Raw genomic sequence first — 16203 nt, 5'->3', positions numbered from 1 at the left:
TCCGTGCGAGGGGCAGGCCGAGTGTCGTCGCCGCGGCGACTCCTGCCAGCAGCCACGCGAGGACGCGGGCGGTCAGAAGGATCGTGCGGAGCGGTCGGCGACGCAGGGTGCCGACGGCGCGGTCGTGGTCGGCCGCTGGCCGGTACCAGTCTCACTGCGCAGGGTCGACGTCGAGCTTGCGGCTCTCGGTGGCGGCCTGCTCGGTGGTGAACACTCGGCGTCGGGCTCGAGGTGGGGGAGCAGTCGGTGTTGTCGGCGGTCTGGGCGAGTCCGGGGTCAGGCTGCGGTCGTAGGTGGCGCGACGGGACGCGTCGGACAGGACGTTGTAGGCGGCGCTGACGTTCTGGCGAGCTCATCGTCCCCGCCGACGTCGCCGTGGAGAGCACGCATCTGGGCGCGGAAGGCTGTCGGGATCTCTGCCTTCGAGGCATCCCGAGGCACACCGAGCGTCTCATAGTGAGTCAGTGCCATCTTGACGCCCCCTCCCGTGCGCTCGGCCGACATCGCCAGTGGGCGGGCATCGGCTCTCGCGGGACGCTCACGCTACCCCGGATGACACGGGGCCACCTCGGGACGGGCGACTACAGCGCCTACGCGGCGGGGAGGGTGTCGTCGCCGAGCCTACGGGCGACAGTCTCGCGGGTCCCTGCGGGCGCGGAGGGGTGGGAGGCCAGGTAGCGCAGCGTGTCCGGCGCGGCGTTCGGCGCCGAGGACGCGTGATAGATCGCGTTGCGGTCGGTGAGACGCCGGGCGATCCGGTCGATGACGGCGGGGGAGAGGTCGCCCCTGCGAGTGACGGGGTAGGTCAGCGACCGCTCGTCGAGCTGGATGAGGCGCTCCAGCGTCTCCGCGGACGCGGCGGGGTTGTGGGCGATCTTCTGCAGGACGGCGTAGGGCATGCCCGGGCGCGCGAGAGTGTCGAGCTCCTGCGGGTCAAGGCTGAGCTTGGCTCTCCACGCGAGTGCGTGCACGACGCGGGGGTCATCGGTGGGGACCTGTGCAGTCTGCGTGGCGATGGCGGGCATGGCGACTCCTGCTCCTCGTGCCCCGGCTCGTCCGGGTACAGGTGCAGTGGGCGCAAGCCCCACGTCCAGGGACGTCCGCTACCCGCCTCAGTCGGGGCGTTAGGTCTGCAGGGGGAGGATGGCGCCCCCGGTGCCGACGCGGCCCCGACGCCCGAGCCAGCGCGCACCCTCCGTTGCCTTCGATGGGCGAGTGGTGAGGTCGGTCAGGCGATGGTCGATGCTGACTTCGATGGTCCGTCCGGTGATTTCGCGGCCCCGTCGATCGGTGCGCAGCGGGATCGGGTCGTCGATGCTGTCGATGTGCCCGGTGGCGATGACGAATGAGCGCACACTGATCAGCATGGATCGGCCGACGGAGGAGTCTGGGATCCGGTGAGGGCCCGCCGCCAGGCGCACCAGGTCGCCGTCGCTCATGTCCGTGATTCGCGGCGTGACGGGGTCGACGTCGAGGCGGATCACGAGATGCCGCGGGGAGTCGGTGGCTTTCGTGGCGACTTCGCCGCTGGTGGCCAGCGCCCGCACCGCCTCAAGGTCGAGACGAGGCACCAGCCCGTGATCGATCAGATGCGTGAGGGAGGCGCGGTCGATGCCGGCGATGCGTGCGGCAAGCGCGACGGGGAGCTGTTCGTCGAGGTCCGGCTTAGTGGTGCGAATGGAGGGCATCCATAAATCATTCCACACCCGCATTCCGGTTTCGATGCCCACACTATTGCTGTGCGGCGGGCAGGAGACAGCGACTGCCCAGAAAGTGGGTGCTCGCCTACTGATGGCGGGTGACACGCCGTGCAGACTGGGCAGTTGGAATCGTCGAGTTGCCCCTCAGTGTCCGATAAGAGCCATTATCGGACATTGATTACTTGGTGATTGCGCCAAGCAGATGCTGACGGTCCTGCTGTCGCGTGTCAACACTCGCGCTTAGAGCATTCCGCAGAATCCGCGACTCAGTCACCGTGCCCTTTGCCGAGGCGAAGGCAGAGCCATAGCACTACCACTTCTAGTTCGGTGCCGTCGTTGAGCACGGGCCGCACCAGAACCGGGATGTTGCCGATGGGGCGGGCCCCCGGCGTGCCCACCGAGGAGAGCCAGTTGGTCACCATCAGATCGGGCAGATTTCGATCGCCCACCCGGTCCACTTTCCCACGAGGGCCCGAAACACCGGGGCGCGCCGAATCTCGACACTTACGGAGCGAGAGTTGTACGCCTGCCCCTCCATCCAGCCCATCCCGAACAGGAGCAGACCCTCTCGAAATAGGGCCCGCGACCCGTGACCCGTCGAAACTGGATATGCGCATGTGAGTTCTCATGAGATCAGACAGATGTGTGGCGCTACGACCTGCAGTGCGACAAGGCACACGCCTAGAGAAATCTCGTTAGGTTGTCAGATTCCTCGAGGTAGCGAGTCGGAACCGCAGGGGACCCTGCTAGCTCCGCAGCTGTCCAGATGATCGACTGGGTCGCTGCTCGCGGTCAGTTGATTCAGGACTTGACGAGACGTCGAACTGCGTCGGAGGCCTCCTTGAGCTTGATCTCGGCTTCGTCTCCGCCCTCGCGGGCTGCATCGACGACGCAGTGACGGAGGTGGTCATCGAGCAGGCCCAGCGCAACGTTCTCGAGTGCACTGTTCAGGGCCGAGATCTGAGTGAGGATGTCGATGCAGTAGACGTCCTCGTCGACCATGCGGGAGATTCCACGAGCTTGACCTTCGATGCGCTTGAGTCGGTTGAGGTAGCGAGGCTTGTCTTGAATGTACCCGTGAGGCCCGCTGTGGCAGGCCCGGTCTTCTGTGCTTTCCGGGACAGTGGACATGATCGATTCCGTTCGATGTAGGGGCATTAGCGGCGATTGCGTACGGCAGCGACGGTCGCCTCGGGACGCAGGTCGAGGCGTCGCAGGAGCTGGGCGTTCAGGGCGACGACGACGGTGGACAGGGACATCAGGATCGCTCCGACGGACATTGGCAGTACGAACCCGATGGGGGCGAGGATTCCGGCTGCCAGCGGCACGGACAGCAGGTTGTAGCCAGCGGCCCACCAGAGGTTCTGCTTCATCTTCCGGTATGCGGCGCGGGAGAGTTCGATGACCGAGAGTACCGAGCGCGGATCGGAGCTGGCGAGTACGACCCCTGCAGAGGCGATCGCGACGTCGGTGCCGGCACCGATCGCGATGCCGACGTCAGCCTGGGCGAGAGCGGGAGCGTCGTTGACGCCGTCGCCGACCATCGCGACCTTCTTGCCCTCCTTCTGGAGCTGGGCGACCTTGGAGGACTTGTCCTCGGGGCGCACGCCGGCGAAGACGCGGTCGATGCCGAGCTCGCGACCGACACTGTTCGCGACTGCCTCGGCGTCGCCGGTGATCATGACGACCTCGACCCCGAGGTCGTGCAGAGCGTCGATCGCCTCGCGGGACTCGGGCCGTACCTCGTCGGTGAGCTTGAGGCCGCCGATCACCTCACCGTCGCGCAGGACGTGGAGGATGATCGCGCCCTCCTTTCGCCAGGTCTCGGCCTCCTCGATCTCGCCAGTTCCGGTCTCTTCGAGCAGGCGGGGGCCGCCGACGCGAATCTCGTGCCCGTCCACCCGGGCGCTCACGCCGAGCGCGGGAGTGGAGCTGATGTCGGAGCCCGCAGGGATCTGGATTCCGTCGGCCTGTGCCTTGGCGACGATGGCGCGGGCGAGCGGATGCTCGCTCTCCGCCTCGGCGGCGGCGGCCAGGGCCAGCACCTCGGACTCCTGCGCATGGCGAGGAATGATCTCGGCGAGGGCGGGCTCGCCCTTGGTGAGGGTGCCGGTCTTGTCGAACAGAACGGCGTCGACGGTGCGCATCGCTTCCAATGCCAGGCGATCCTTCACCAGGACGCCGCCGCGGGCGGCCCGCTCGGTGGCGATCGAGACGACCAGCGGGATCGCGAGACCGAGCGCGTGGGGGCAGGCGATCACCAGCACGGTCACCGTGCGGACGACGGCATCATCGGGCATGCCGAGGAGTGACCAGGTGATCGCGGTGATCACGGCGGCGCCGAGCGCGAACCAGAACAGCCACGCGGCCGCCGTATCGGCGATGCGCTGAGCTCGGGAGGAGGAGTTCTGCGCTTCGGTCACCAGGCGCTGGATGCCGGCCAGGGCGGTGTCGTCGCCGGTGGCGGTGACCTCGATGCGGAGGCTGGAGTCGGTGGCGACGGTACCGGCCACGACGGAGTCTCCGGCGGAGCGTGTGACCGGACGGGATTCGCCGGTGACCATGGACTCGTCCACATCGGCGCGACCCTCACGGATCGTGCCGTCCGCGGGAACGCTCGCGCCTGGGCGCACCAGGACCAGGTCACCGTGCCGCAGCTCGCTCGGCGAGACGCTCACGAGATCATCGCCTTCGATGCGCTCCGCCTCATCGGGGAGCAGCGCGGCCAGGGAGTCGAGCGCGGAGGTCGTCTGCGCGAGGGAGCGCATCTCGACCCAGTGTCCGAGCAGCATGATCACGATCAGCAGAGCCAGCTCCCACCAGAACTCCAACTGGTGATCCAGGAGCCCGAGAGTGGCACCCCAGGAGGCGATGAACGCGACCGTGATCGCGAGCCCGATGAGGAGCATCATCCCCGGCTGGCGGGAACGGATCTCGGAGACAGCACCTGTGAGGAACGGGCGGCCGCCCCAGACATACATGACGCTGCCGAGGATCGGGGCGATCCACAGTGCGCCGGGGAAGTCGGGAACGCTGTATCCGAGGAGCATCGCGAACATCGGGGAGAAGACGACGACGGGCACCGCGATGAACAGGTTGAGCCAGAACAGCTGTCGGAACTGTGCGACGTGGTCCCCGTGACCGGAGTGACCACCGTGCCCGGAGTGGCTCTCGTGTCCGGAGTGGCCCTCATGGCCTCGGTGCGATCCATGGTCGTGGTGTGCGCCGGGAGCGTCCTGCTCAGCGATGGCGGTGCGGCTGTCATGGGGTGCTGGGGAATGGTGGTCGTGCTGCGTGCCGAGTTCCCCGTGGTCGTGGCGGTGGGTGTGGTTGCCAGCGTTCATGCCGACACCATATACCCCTAGGGGGTATCTGTCGAGGGGGTGGATTCCGCTCTCGGCATCGACTCGATCGAGCTATGGAGTTCCGGCACGAGAGCCATCACCGCGGCGCCGGCGTCCAGGCCGCTGACGCCGATGAGCTGTCCCGCTCGCTCATGAGTGAGGACCAGGGGAACAATGGACGTGGTCTGCACGTTCTCGGAGTGGCTGGTGTGTCCCGCGGCGAGGTAGAGATGCTGGTGGATCTGTGCGCTGTAGAGGGCGCGCGGCCGGTAGATGCCCGGGGAGTCTGCGAGGCCGATCGAGGCCAGGAGGCTGCGGGCGGCGTGAACGCCCTGGGCCTCGGCATCGCTCCAGTGATCGATGCGCCAGGTCAGTCCGTCGGACTCGTGGACTGCGACACCTCCTGCGGCGTAGATGTGATCGTGGGTGCGACTGCGCAGGCGGTGATCCACGGCGATCGGACCGTTCCAGGGGGAGGGGCTGACCGCGATCGTGCCCAGAGCGGTGATGACCAGGTCCACCGTGGCGACGTGGCCATCGGAAAACTCCGCGCGCACCTCGTTCTTCTCGAGATCCAGGTGGGTCAACGTGTGACCGAAGCGGGTGGTGACGGCGCGGCGATGGGCGCGAGCGAGCTGTTCCGCGACCGCTGCGCCGAACGCGGTGATCCCGGGGACGGGGGATGAGGCGGCGAGAGTGACTTGGCACCCGGCATCGCGCAGTATCCCCGAGGTTTCGGCTCCGATCATTCCGGCCCCGTAAATAAGGACCCTTGGGGAGGTCGTAGCCGCGAGGGCGGCGCGCACACGAAGCGCATCGTCCAGCGAGTGCAGGTGCGTCATCCGAGCGCTGTCCACGGCTGCGGGGGCGGCGACGCCCGAAGGGAGGGGGCGTGGCGCGCTTCCTGTGGCCACGATGAGGGCGTCATAGTCCAGGCGGGCTCCGGAGCGCAGGTGGACGGTCTGCTCACGAGGATCGACCGCGCGGACGCTGTCGCGGACCACGCTGCCGGGCAGCGGCGGGAGCTGTGCCTGGTGGGTGTCGATGAGTCCGGTGGCGACGGCCTTGTTGACCAGCGTGCGGTTGTACGGGGCGATTTCCGCATCGATGATCGCCGTCGTGGTGATCTTTTCCTGCGGGGCGAGTTCCCGGACGGCGGCGGATCCCGCGGCACCGGCACCGATGACGAGAACGTGCGTCGTGGCGGACACGGTGGAGCTCCGATCTGGACGGGGGAGGGGTGCACTGCCAGGCGGTGCACCCCTCCCGCTCGTGGGTGGTTGTTCAGGCGGCGACGTACTTCTGCGGGTCGGCGTCGAACAGGGGGCCACAGCCGGCGCAGCACAGCCAGTAGCGAGTGCCTTCGTAGTCGCGGAACAGGCCCGCGGCCTCGGCGACGCTCTTGATCACGGTCCGGCCCTCCATCACCGGGCAGATGGCCATGTCATCCGCCGTGGGGCCCATAAGGTTCGGGCGTCCTTCGGACTCCACGGGAGCGTGGGACGAATGACCGCCGCAGCAGTTGGAGTTCTGGTCGGTGGTGTCGTGCATAGTTTTCCTTCCATTGGGGTGTCGTGCAGGCTGAGTCAGTTCTTCGCGATGGAGGTGAAGCCGCGCAGGCGCAGGCTGTTGCCGACGACGAAGACGCTGGAGAAGGCCATCGCGGCGCCGGCCAGCATGGGGTTGAGCATGCCGAGCGCGGCGATCGGGATTGCGGCCGTGTTGTAGGCGAAGGCCCAGAACAGGTTGGTCTTGATCGTGCCGAGGGTCTTGCGGGACAGGCGGATGGCGTCGACGGCGCTTCGGAGGTCACCGCGCACCAGCGTGATGTCGCTGGCCTCGATCGCCACGTCGGTACCGGTGCCCATCGCCAGTCCCAGGTCGGCTTGAGCCAGGGCGGGGGCATCGTTGACGCCGTCGCCCACCATCGCGACGATGCGACCCTCGCGCTGGAGGCGGGAGACCACATCCACCTTCTCCGACGGCAGCACCTCGGCAATGACCTCGTCGATGCCGACCTCGGCGGCGATCTGACGGGCCACGGCCTCGTTGTCGCCGGTCAGCAGGACCGGGATCAGCCCCAGCTCCTTCATCGCGGCAACGGCCTCTGCACTGGTGGGCTTGACCGTGTCGGCGACCACCAGGATTCCGCGGGCGATCCCGTCCCAGCCGATGGCGACGACGGTCTTGCCCTGCTCCTCGGCATCCGTCTTCGCAGCGGCCACCGCAGGGCTCAGCGTCATCTGCGTCTCGGCGAGGAGGCTCTCGCGGCCCACGACGACCGAGTGGTTCTCGACGGTGCCGCGCACGCCCTTCCCCTCGACGTTGGTGAACTCCGACAATGTCGGGAGCTGGCCGACCTCCTGGGTGGCGCCCTTGGCGATCGCTTGGGCGATCGGGTGCTCGGAGGAGTCCTCGACGGCGCCGGCCAGGCGCAGCAGCTCGGCCCGATCGGTGCCCTCGTCGGTGACGACGTCGGTGAGGGTCATCTTGCCGGTGGTGACGGTGCCGGTCTTGTCCAGCACCACGGTGTCGACCCTGCGGGTGGACTCGAGCACCTCGGGGCCCTTGATGAGCACCCCCATCTGGGCGCCGCGGCCTGTGCCGACCAGCAGGGCGGTCGGGGTCGCCAGACCCAGCGCGCAGGGGCAGGCGATCACCAGTACGGCGACGGCGGCAGTAAAGGCCGCGGTGACGGGGAACCCGGCGCCGAGCCATCCGCCGAGGGTGAGCGCGGCGACCAGGATGACGATCGGCACGAAGATCCCGGAGATGCGGTCGGCTAGGCGCTGGACCTCGGCCTTGCCGGTCTGGGCGTCCTCGACGAGTTTCGCCATCTGCGCCAGCTGCGTATCGGAGCCGATGCGCGTGGCACGGACCACGAGCCGCCCACCGGCATTGACGGTGGCACCGGTGACGATGTCACCCTCGCCCACCTCGACGGGGACGGATTCCCCGGTGAGCATGGAGGCGTCGACCGCGGAGGTTCCGGAGGTGACGGTGCCGTCGGTGGCGATCTTCTCTCCGGGCCGGACGATGAACTCATCACCCACGACGAGGTCGTCGACGGCGATCTTCTGCTCCTGGCCTCCGCGCAGCACGGAGACCTCTTTCGCGCCGAGCTCGAGCAGGGCGCGCAGGGCGGCGCCGGCCTGGCGCTTGGAGCGCTTCTCGAAGTAGCGGCCGGCCAGGATGAACATCGTCACGCCCGCGCCGACTTCGAGGTAGATGTTCGCCGCCCCGTCGGAGGGGGCGATCGTCAGCTCGAAGGGGTGGGTCATGCCGGGGGTGCCGGCCGTGCCGAAGAACAGCGCGTACAGGGACCACAGCAGGGCGGCGGAGGTGCCCATGGAGATGAGCGTGTCCATGGTGGCGGCGCCGTGCTTGAGGTTGGTCCAGGCCGCTTTGTGGAACGGCCACGCACCCCACACGATCACCGGCGCTGCGAGCGCGAGCGAGAGCCACTGCCAGTAGGGGAACTGGAGGGCGGGGATCATCGCCATGGCGATGACCGGGACGGTCAACAGGACCGCTCCGATCAGCCGGTGGCGCAGAGCGGTCAGCTCCGGATCGGAATCCTCCTGATCATCCCCGGGCGTGGTCGCCGAGCCCTTGCCGGTGGCCGGCTTGGGCAGTGCGGCGGTGTAGCCGGTCTTTTCGACTTCACTGACGAGCAGCTGCGGATCGTAGCCCTCTGGGGCCGTCACCTTGGCTTTCTCGGTGGCGTAGTTGACGGTCGCGGTGATGCCGTCGAGCTTGTTGAGTTTCCGCTCGATCCGGTTCGCGCAGGATGCGCATGTCATGCCGCCGATTTCCAGCTCGATGCCGGCCTCCGCGATGAGCGGTGCTTCGGTGTTCACTCCAGGTCCTTTCCGATCTGTTGCGACGGTCGATCCGGCCCGGAGGGTTCAGTGACCGTCCGGGTGCGCATCGGCGCTCTCGTTCTCGGTGCCCTGCTCCGCCTCGACGATGAACTGCGCGGTGTGCACCTCGCCATCGATCTGGAAGTCCAGATAGAGGTAGTAGCGGCCGGCCGTAGGGGCCTCCGCCATGAAGGAGATCTCCGGGCCGGAGGTCTCCCCGGCAGCCGGGTCCTCGCCCTCGGCGTGGACGTGGAGGTACTCCATATCGCCCTCGCGCAGGGCGACGAGATGGCCGAAGGCGCCGAGGTAGGGCTCCAAGGTGGTCACCGGAGCGCCGTCCTGGGTGACGCTCAGCGTGAGGTCGCTGGATGTCCCGGCAGTCAGCTCTCCGTCCAGAGTCACCTCGAACCCGTCGACCTCGTCCTTCGCGGAGAGGGGACGGTCGGTGACCGGCGTGAGTTCGCCGGCAACGTCAACGGTTCGCGACAGCGTCAGGGTGTCCTCGCCGTCGCCGGTGGGGGCGAAGTCGGCGTAGATCTTGTACGTACCGGCTTCCTCCCACTGCCAGGGCAGGGACCAGCTGCCGGTGGATGGGTCCAGCTCCGGGTGCACATGGCGGTACTGGGTGCCGTCGGTGCGGACCACGATCAGGTGCATCTCCTTCTCATGAGCCTCCTGATACTCCGTGACGGGGCTCCCGTCGGGCCCGGTGATCGTGTAGGCGAGCTCTCCGGCCTGCTCAGCGGACTGCGGAGCGGAGACCTTGGACAGCACGTATCCCTGCGATGACATCGATACTCCCTTCTGCGGTGCGGGCTCGGGCTGCGCATCCGCGCCTCCACCGTGGTCGGGATCGTCGTGCGATGTGTCGGCTGCTTGCGCTGACCAGCGCTCGACGACCCGGTCCGGGACGACGGCGCCGGCTGCGACGAATGCGCCGCCGAAGGTCACTGCGACCGCGGCGCCGTAGGCGATCAGTCGTCCCGCGGCATTCATCGGGTCTTGACCGCCGAGTAGCCGGCCTCCTCGACCGCGGTGAGGACCTGTGCGTCATCGAGGGGCTCCTCGGAGGTGACGACGAGGCGACCCGTCTGGGCGCTGACCTGAATGTCAGTCACCCCGGAGAGCTCACCGACCTCCTCGCGGACGGACATCTCGCAGTGCCCACAGGTCATTCCGGTCACCTGGTACTCGTTCGTCGTCGTCATGGTCGTGCTCCTCTCAATTTGTATACCCCTATGGGGTATCAATCCGGGATTGAGGCTATACCCCCTCCCGGTATCACGCAAGCTCTGTGGCTGCGAGTGCCGGGCATCGGCTCGCCGGCTCCACTCACCGCACGGATTCCTCGGAGGACCTCGATTCGGACGCGGACTCACCGGTGGGTCGGATATGGCGCAACCGCGTAGCGGCAACGAGTGCGGCGAGAGCGGCGATGACGGCGGAGACCATGCCGGCGGTGTTCAGCCCGCTGGTGAACGCCGGCTGCGCTGCTGTAGTCAGAGACGAGCCCACCGCATCCGGCAGCTGCGGGTCAGACGCGAGGATCACGCCGATGGAAGCGATGGCGACGTCCATGCCGACGCCGTCGTTAGAACAGCAGGGGTCCTTCCAGAGCCGCCCACAGGAAACCGGCCAGGATGCCGAGCCCCAGGCTCGCGGTGGCAGCCACCCCGGCGGTGGCTGCCGGCCAGGTGGCCGTTCCGCCCGGGCCGGGGAAGTTAGCGCCGTTATCGGTAGGACGGGCGAACGCGGGCGCGAACCAGCGCAGGTAGTAGAACAGGCTGAGCACGCTGTTGAGCATCACGACCAGCGCCAACCAGCCGTGCCCGCCGTCCCAGGCGGCGGTGGCGGTGGTGAGCTTGCCGACGAACACGGCCAGCGGTGGGGTGCCCACCAGGCCCAGCAGCGCCACGAGCAGAGCCAGGGCCAGCCCGGGGCGGGACCGGGCCAGACCTCGGTAGTCACTCAGCTCGCGGTGGTGGGGCAGCGCTGCGGTGACGGCGAAGGCGGCGACATTGGCAAGGGCATAGGCGGCGAGGTAGAACAAGAATGAGGGCAGTGCCAGCCCACTGCGCCCCGCCGCGGCCACCGGGACGAGCAGGAACCCGACCTGGGCCACGGTCGACCAGCCCAGCAGCCGGCGGGGATCGGTCTGCCAGTATGCGGCAAGGTTGCCCACGACCATGGAGGTCGTGGCCAGCACGCCTGCGACGACCAGCCAGGAGCCGTCGCCTTCGGAGATCGTGGCCACGAATCGGTAGACGGCTACCAGCGCTCCGATCTTGGGGACCGTGGTCAGGAACGTCGCGGCGGTGCCGCCGGTGCCCTGTGCGGCGTCGGGTATCCAGAAGTGCAGGGGCACGCCGCCGGCCTTGAACAGCAACCCGGCGAGCACGCCCAGCACGCCGACCCCCACGGCTGCGGCCGGGGCCCCGGGCAGCGCGTCCCGCAGCAGGGCGTAGTCGGTGCCCCCGGCCACGGCGTAGAGCACGGTGACCCCGAGCATGAGCAGGATTCCGGACAACGCGCCCATGAGGTAGGTCTTCATCGCCGCTTCGGCCCCGGACCGGCCGCCGGTCAGGCCGACAATCCCATACAAGGGGATGCTGGCCAGCAGGAATCCGGCCACGAGCACGAGCAGGTCGGTGGTTCCGGCCAGCACCATCACCCCGGTGGTGGCGAAGAGCAGCAGCGCGTAGGTGTCGGACTCTCGCGGCGAGCCGGCGAGTTCCCCGGAGGCCACCCCAAGGACCAACAGGGTCGTCAGGGCCGCGATTATCCGGGCGGCTCCGGTGGCGACGTCCACAGCGAAGGTGCCCGAGAACGCGCTCTGTTCGGGGCCGGCCATCGCCACGGCTGCGGCGACCGTGGCACCGAGCAGGGCGACCGCGGCGACGGCGCGGGCGATCCACTGCCGCTGACGGGGTAGGAACGAGCCGCCCAGCAGCACCACCAGACCGCCGACGAAGACGAGGATCTCCGGCAGCAGCAGGGCGGGCCGCATCTGCATCGAGGCCTCCACCGGCTACCTCCCGACCAAGGAGACCAGGGCCGCGGAGGCCGGCTCGATCACCTCGAGCAGAACTCGAGGCAGCACCCCGATGAGCACGGAGAGGGCCAGCAGCGGACCGACCGACCACAGCTCCCGGACGCGCAGATCCGCGAACCCGGGCGATCGGCCCTCCGTGGGGCCGGTGAACACTTGCTGCAGCGCCCGCAGGAACAGGGCGGCCGTGACCAGGATGCCCGGCAGGGCGATGGCGGTGACCGGGGCGACCGCGATGCTGCCGGCGAAGATCTGGAACTCGGCGATGAATCCGGAGAACCCGGGCAGGCCCAGGGAGGCGAAGGCACCGACCGCGAACAGCGCCGCATACCGCGGCGCGGGACCGGCCAGGCCTCCGTAGGAACCCATGTCATAGGTGCCGGCCCGATCCTGCATCACCCCCGCCAGCAGGAACAGCGCGGCGGTGATCAACCCGTGGCTGACCATCTGCACCACCGCACCGGTGACCGCCACCGAGCGGGCCTGCTCGGCGCCCTCGGCGACCAGACCCGCCGCACCCAGGGCCAGGACGATGTAGCCCATATGATTGACGGAGGTGTAGGCCACCATCCGCTTGAGGTCCGTCTGAGCCAGCGCCACGAACGCTCCGTACAGCACCGAGACGATACCGATCGCCACGATCACCCAGGCCCAGGACCGCCACGCCTCCGGGAGCATCGGCATGGCGATGCGCACGAACCCATAGGTCCCCATCTTCAGCAACACCGCAGCCAGCACGGCCGAACCGGTCGCCGGGGCGTCGGTGTGGGCCGGTGGCAACCAGGTATGGAAGGGAACGGTGGGGGTCTTCACCGCGAGACCGACCACGATCGCCGCCAGCACCAGCCCCCCGGTCAGCGGGCTGTCATCGAGCGGGGTGGCCGCGACAAGCTCGGGGATGTCGAAGGTGTGCGGTGCGGCGGCGACGTAGAGCCCGATAAAGCCCAGCAGCAGGGCCAGTGATCCCAGAAACGTGTAGAGGAAGAACTTCAGGGCCGAGCGGGCAGCGTTGCCATGGCCCCATCCGGCGATCACGAAGTACATGCCCACGATCGAGAGATCGAAGAACACGAAGAACAGGATGAGGTCGGCTGCCACGAACACCCCCAGACTCACGCCCTGCAGGAACAGGAACAGGGCCGCCTGAGTCCGGGGCCGGTCGGGCTGGCGCAGGGCGTAGACGGCACAGGCCAGGAACACGATCGTCGTCATGGCCACCAGCGGTAACGAGAGACCATCCACGCCCACGTGATAGCTGCTGTTCACCCCCGGGATCCACGGCACCTGCTGCTCGTACGCCAGTGCGTTTTGCCCCGGGTCCTCATAACCGACCCACAGCACTCCGACGAGCACCAGCTCGACCGCGCTCACGGCGACCCAGGCCCAGCGGGCGACCGCAGGGCCGATCGCCGGTATCGCCGCCAGGACGACGGCGCCGGCCAGGGGCAGGAAAACGATCAGACTCAGCATGCTCATCCCATCACGGTATAGACGGACCAGGCCACGACGCCGATCGTGAGGACCGCGACAGCCTGGAGAAAGTATTGGTGGATGGCTCCGGTCTGCGGGATCCGGGCCAGATGCCCGAGCCGGCGGACCCTACCGGCGAGGATCTCCACCCCGCGGTCCACCCCGTCGTCATCGACCTTCGCCGCCAGGTGACCGCTCACGTCGGCGGCGTGCGCGGTGGCGTCGACCCCGGCGTCGAGAATCCGGTCGTCGGCACGGGCGGCGATCCGCGCTAGCACAGGCACCGCCCCGGCGGCGGCCATCACGGTGCGGTCCAGGACGTGGTCATCGAACCGAGCCAGCGCGTGCGCCAGGGACAGGGACGGGCGGACGACGACGGCATGCGCGATCCTCTCCAGCCCCAGCCACTCACGGGCCCATCTCGGCTCGGGGGCGCGTAGCCGCAGCATCAGCAGCAGCACGGCGGCCGCGATCACGGCCGAGAGAGCCAGCTCGACGGCCGAGACCTCGCCGTGCCCGCCCAGTGTCTGGGCGAGGGCCCGGCTGAGCGGGGGTAGAGCCAGCACGACGAGCCCGGCCGCGCCGGCGGCCAGCACGACCAGCGGCGCCTGCTCCAGGGCCCCCACCTGGCCGTTGCCGCCCGCACGGATTCCCGCGCCGTCCCCGCGGCGCCAGATCGCCCACAGGGCCTTGCCGGCATAGGCGGCCGACAGGGCGGACGCCAGCAACCCGGCGGCGTAGAGCCACGGGGAGGTTTCGAGCGCAGCAGCCAGCACGGCGTCCTTGGTCGCCCACAGGGACAACGGGGCGATCCCCGCCAGGGCCAGCGCCCCCACGCTCGCGCAAACCCCGACAACCCGCCACCGACGCCCCACTCCGCGTAGTCTCGCGAGATCTTCGGTGCCCCACGCTGTCAGCCACGCCCCGGCAGCCAGGAAGAGCAGGGCCTTGGTGGAGGCGTGCGCCACCAGATGGGCCGCGCCGCCACTGACCGCGCCGACACCGGCAGCGAGAACGACGAACCCCAGCTGGGCGACCGTGGAGGCGGCCAGGAGCTGCTTGAGCTCCCGCTGGGCCAGCGCCACGATGCCCATCAGCACCGCGGTGAGCATCCCGAGCCAGGCGGCCACTGGCCCGGCCCACCCGGTCGCAGCCAACAACGGCTCCACGCGCAGCAGCAGGAAGCCGCCCATGGCCACCATCGCCGCTGAGTGCAGCAGCGCGCTGACCGGGCTGGGACCCTGCATCGCCCCGGAGAGCCAGAACGAGAAGGGCAACTGTGCGGCCTTCCCCAGGGCAGCGACCATGATCCCGGCCGCGACGACGTGGCGCCACGGGTCCGTCGCGGCCGGGAGGTCGGACAGCGCCATTCCTGCTCCGCCGGCCAGGGCGGCGCCGGCGGCGACGTAGAGGCCCAGGTCGGCGGTGCGGGTGGTGAGGAAGGCGGTGAGCCCCGCCGAAACCCGGCGCGGTTCCCGCCACCAGAACCCGATCAGGGCGTAGGAGGTCGCGCCCATCACCTCCCAGGCGAACAGCAGCGCCGGGATGCTGGCGGCGGAGGCGGTGACCAAGGCTGCGGCGGAGAAGATCAACATCAGCCCGTGGAAGCGGGCCCGGGACTCCCGGATGCTCCCGGCCGCGAAGACCAACACCAGGAAGGTCACCGCGGCGATCATCGGTGCGGTCAGCGCCGCAAGGGCATCCACCTCCAGTGCGAAGTCGGCGCCGGCCACGAACAGGGCCGACAGCGCCGGCCGGGCCAGGGCGACGACTGCCGCCAGTGCTGTGGTGACTCCAGCAGTGGCCACCGCGATCGGTGTCGCAACGCGTTCCCACCGGCGGGTCACGGCTAGCGCGGCGCCCATGCCCCCCGGGAGCAGCGCCATGGCGAGCAACGCGCCCTCGGCCGCGCTCATCGGGACAACTCCTCGGCCATGTCCGTCATGTCGGTCTGGTGCCGGCGGTGCAGCAGCGTGGCCACGGCGAAGCCCATGGCCATCTCCACGGTCATCGCCGCCAGCACCACGAGCAGCAGCACCTGCCCGGAGGGGTCCGGGGCCAGGAACCACCAGAATCCGGCGGCGGCCAGCAGAACCCCGTTGATCATCAGCTCCAGCCCCATCATCACCATCACCACCACCTGCTGGGACAGCGCTCCGTAGAGGCCCACCGCGAACAGCGCGGCGGCCACCACCAGCACGGCTTCCAGGGTCATCGGCCCACACCCCCCGGCTGGGGATCGTCGGCCGGCCGGCGGCGTAGGTCGTCACCGAACCGGTCGTAGCGGGTGCGATGAGCGGCCAGCACCACCCCGGACACGATGGTTGCCACCAGGACCGCACCCACCACGACCATGACCAGCATCTTCTCGCCCATGATCTCCAAGCCGATCGCGTGCGTGAGGTTCTTGGGCGGGGCGCCGCGTTGCTCCGGCCAGGGGATGAGCAGGGCGCCGGCGGCGAGCAGCCCGAAAACGCCGGCGGAGGCGCCGATCGCCGTCTTCTTCCCGTGGGTCATGTCCATCGGCATCAGCGCCGGGTTCATGCCCATGAACATCACCATGTAGACGGCCATCACCGCCATTTCCATCACCATCATCAGAATCGTGATGACCCCGAGGTAGCTCTGCTGCAAGAGGAGGATTTGCACTCCCACGGCGATGAACGACAGCGCCAGGGCGTAGGTGGCCCGGGCCATGGAGTCCACCACGAACACGGCTACGCCCGCGGCCACGGCCACCACGGCGAGTACCCAGAACACGATTGTGACCAGCACGG

16 protein-coding genes are annotated in these 16203 nt (G+C 68.8%); all 16 read right to left on the bottom strand.

Annotation, left to right across the window (positions count from 1 at the left end):
- Positions 1–590: 590 nt before the first annotated feature.
- The 16 genes from RBL05_RS02215 to RBL05_RS02140 all read right to left on the bottom strand — a co-directional run bounded on the left by RBL05_RS02215 (position 591) and on the right by RBL05_RS02140 (position 16201).
- Positions 591–1025 carry a hypothetical protein gene (locus tag RBL05_RS02215; protein WP_318604052.1) on the bottom strand — a complete coding sequence of 145 codons (435 nt, stop codon included), beginning with the start codon at positions 1023–1025 and terminating at the stop codon, positions 591–593.
- 99 nt (positions 1026–1124) lie between these two features.
- Positions 1125–1688, bottom strand: coding sequence for a hypothetical protein (locus RBL05_RS02210; protein WP_308740737.1), 564 nt, complete (start codon positions 1686–1688; stop codon positions 1125–1127).
- A gap of 278 nt (positions 1689–1966) precedes the next feature.
- Complete coding sequence (locus RBL05_RS02205; RefSeq protein WP_308740738.1) at positions 1967–2149, bottom strand: hypothetical protein; 183 nt, start codon at positions 2147–2149, stop codon at positions 1967–1969.
- A 352-nt stretch (positions 2150–2501) separates the two neighbouring features.
- The gene (locus RBL05_RS02200) at positions 2502–2831 is read right to left on the bottom strand and encodes a metal-sensitive transcriptional regulator (protein WP_103384850.1); all 330 of its coding nucleotides are present in this window, start codon (positions 2829–2831) and stop codon (positions 2502–2504) included.
- A 26-nt stretch (positions 2832–2857) separates the two neighbouring features.
- On the bottom strand, positions 2858–5044 hold the full coding sequence (locus tag RBL05_RS02195; protein WP_308740739.1) for a heavy metal translocating P-type ATPase: 2187 nt from the start codon (positions 5042–5044) through the stop codon (positions 2858–2860).
- 17 nt (positions 5045–5061) lie between these two features.
- Positions 5062–6255 carry an NAD(P)/FAD-dependent oxidoreductase gene (locus RBL05_RS02190; protein WP_318604050.1) on the bottom strand — a complete coding sequence of 398 codons (1194 nt, stop codon included), beginning with the start codon at positions 6253–6255 and terminating at the stop codon, positions 5062–5064.
- 73 nt (positions 6256–6328) lie between these two features.
- Positions 6329–6595: a hypothetical protein gene (locus RBL05_RS02185; RefSeq protein WP_029362807.1), complete on the bottom strand. Its 267-nt coding sequence runs from the start codon at positions 6593–6595 to the stop codon at positions 6329–6331.
- Between the two features lie 35 nt (positions 6596–6630).
- Positions 6631–8847 carry a heavy metal translocating P-type ATPase gene (locus RBL05_RS02180; protein WP_308741137.1) on the bottom strand — a complete coding sequence of 739 codons (2217 nt, stop codon included), beginning with the start codon at positions 8845–8847 and terminating at the stop codon, positions 6631–6633.
- Between the two features lie 105 nt (positions 8848–8952).
- Complete coding sequence (locus RBL05_RS02175) at positions 8953–9699, bottom strand: hypothetical protein (RefSeq protein ID WP_245528765.1); 747 nt, start codon at positions 9697–9699, stop codon at positions 8953–8955.
- A 200-nt stretch (positions 9700–9899) separates the two neighbouring features.
- Entirely contained in the window at positions 9900–10115 is a 216-nt protein-coding gene (locus tag RBL05_RS02170; protein ID WP_126988729.1) for a heavy-metal-associated domain-containing protein, read from the bottom strand.
- A gap of 124 nt (positions 10116–10239) precedes the next feature.
- On the bottom strand, positions 10240–10485 hold the full coding sequence (locus RBL05_RS02165) for a hypothetical protein (protein ID WP_010534526.1): 246 nt from the start codon (positions 10483–10485) through the stop codon (positions 10240–10242).
- A gap of 13 nt (positions 10486–10498) precedes the next feature.
- Positions 10499–11920 (bottom strand): NADH-quinone oxidoreductase subunit N, encoded by a 1422-nt coding sequence (locus RBL05_RS02160; RefSeq protein WP_308740741.1) that lies wholly within the window; start codon positions 11918–11920, stop codon positions 10499–10501.
- A gap of 15 nt (positions 11921–11935) precedes the next feature.
- Entirely contained in the window at positions 11936–13432 is a 1497-nt protein-coding gene (locus RBL05_RS02155; RefSeq protein ID WP_308740742.1) for a complex I subunit 4 family protein, read from the bottom strand.
- Positions 13429–15342, bottom strand: a complete 1914-nt coding sequence (locus RBL05_RS02150; RefSeq protein WP_308740743.1) for an NADH-quinone oxidoreductase subunit L — start codon at positions 15340–15342, stop codon at positions 13429–13431. The genes RBL05_RS02155 and RBL05_RS02150 overlap by 4 nt, the downstream gene beginning before the upstream one ends.
- Entirely contained in the window at positions 15339–15641 is a 303-nt protein-coding gene (locus RBL05_RS02145; RefSeq protein WP_308740744.1) for an NADH-quinone oxidoreductase subunit NuoK, read from the bottom strand. Before RBL05_RS02145 ends, RBL05_RS02150 begins: the two co-directional genes overlap by 4 nt.
- Positions 15638–16201, bottom strand: a complete 564-nt coding sequence (locus tag RBL05_RS02140; RefSeq protein WP_308740745.1) for an NADH-quinone oxidoreductase subunit J — start codon at positions 16199–16201, stop codon at positions 15638–15640. Before RBL05_RS02140 ends, RBL05_RS02145 begins: the two co-directional genes overlap by 4 nt.
- Positions 16202–16203 lie beyond the last annotated feature (2 nt).

Source organism: Brachybacterium sp. GU-2 (assembly GCF_030866705.2).
GTDB lineage: Bacteria > Actinomycetota > Actinomycetes > Actinomycetales > Dermabacteraceae > Brachybacterium > Brachybacterium conglomeratum.
The sequence above is the reverse complement of the archived record's forward strand: the minus strand, read 5'-3'. Positions and strand labels throughout refer to the sequence as shown.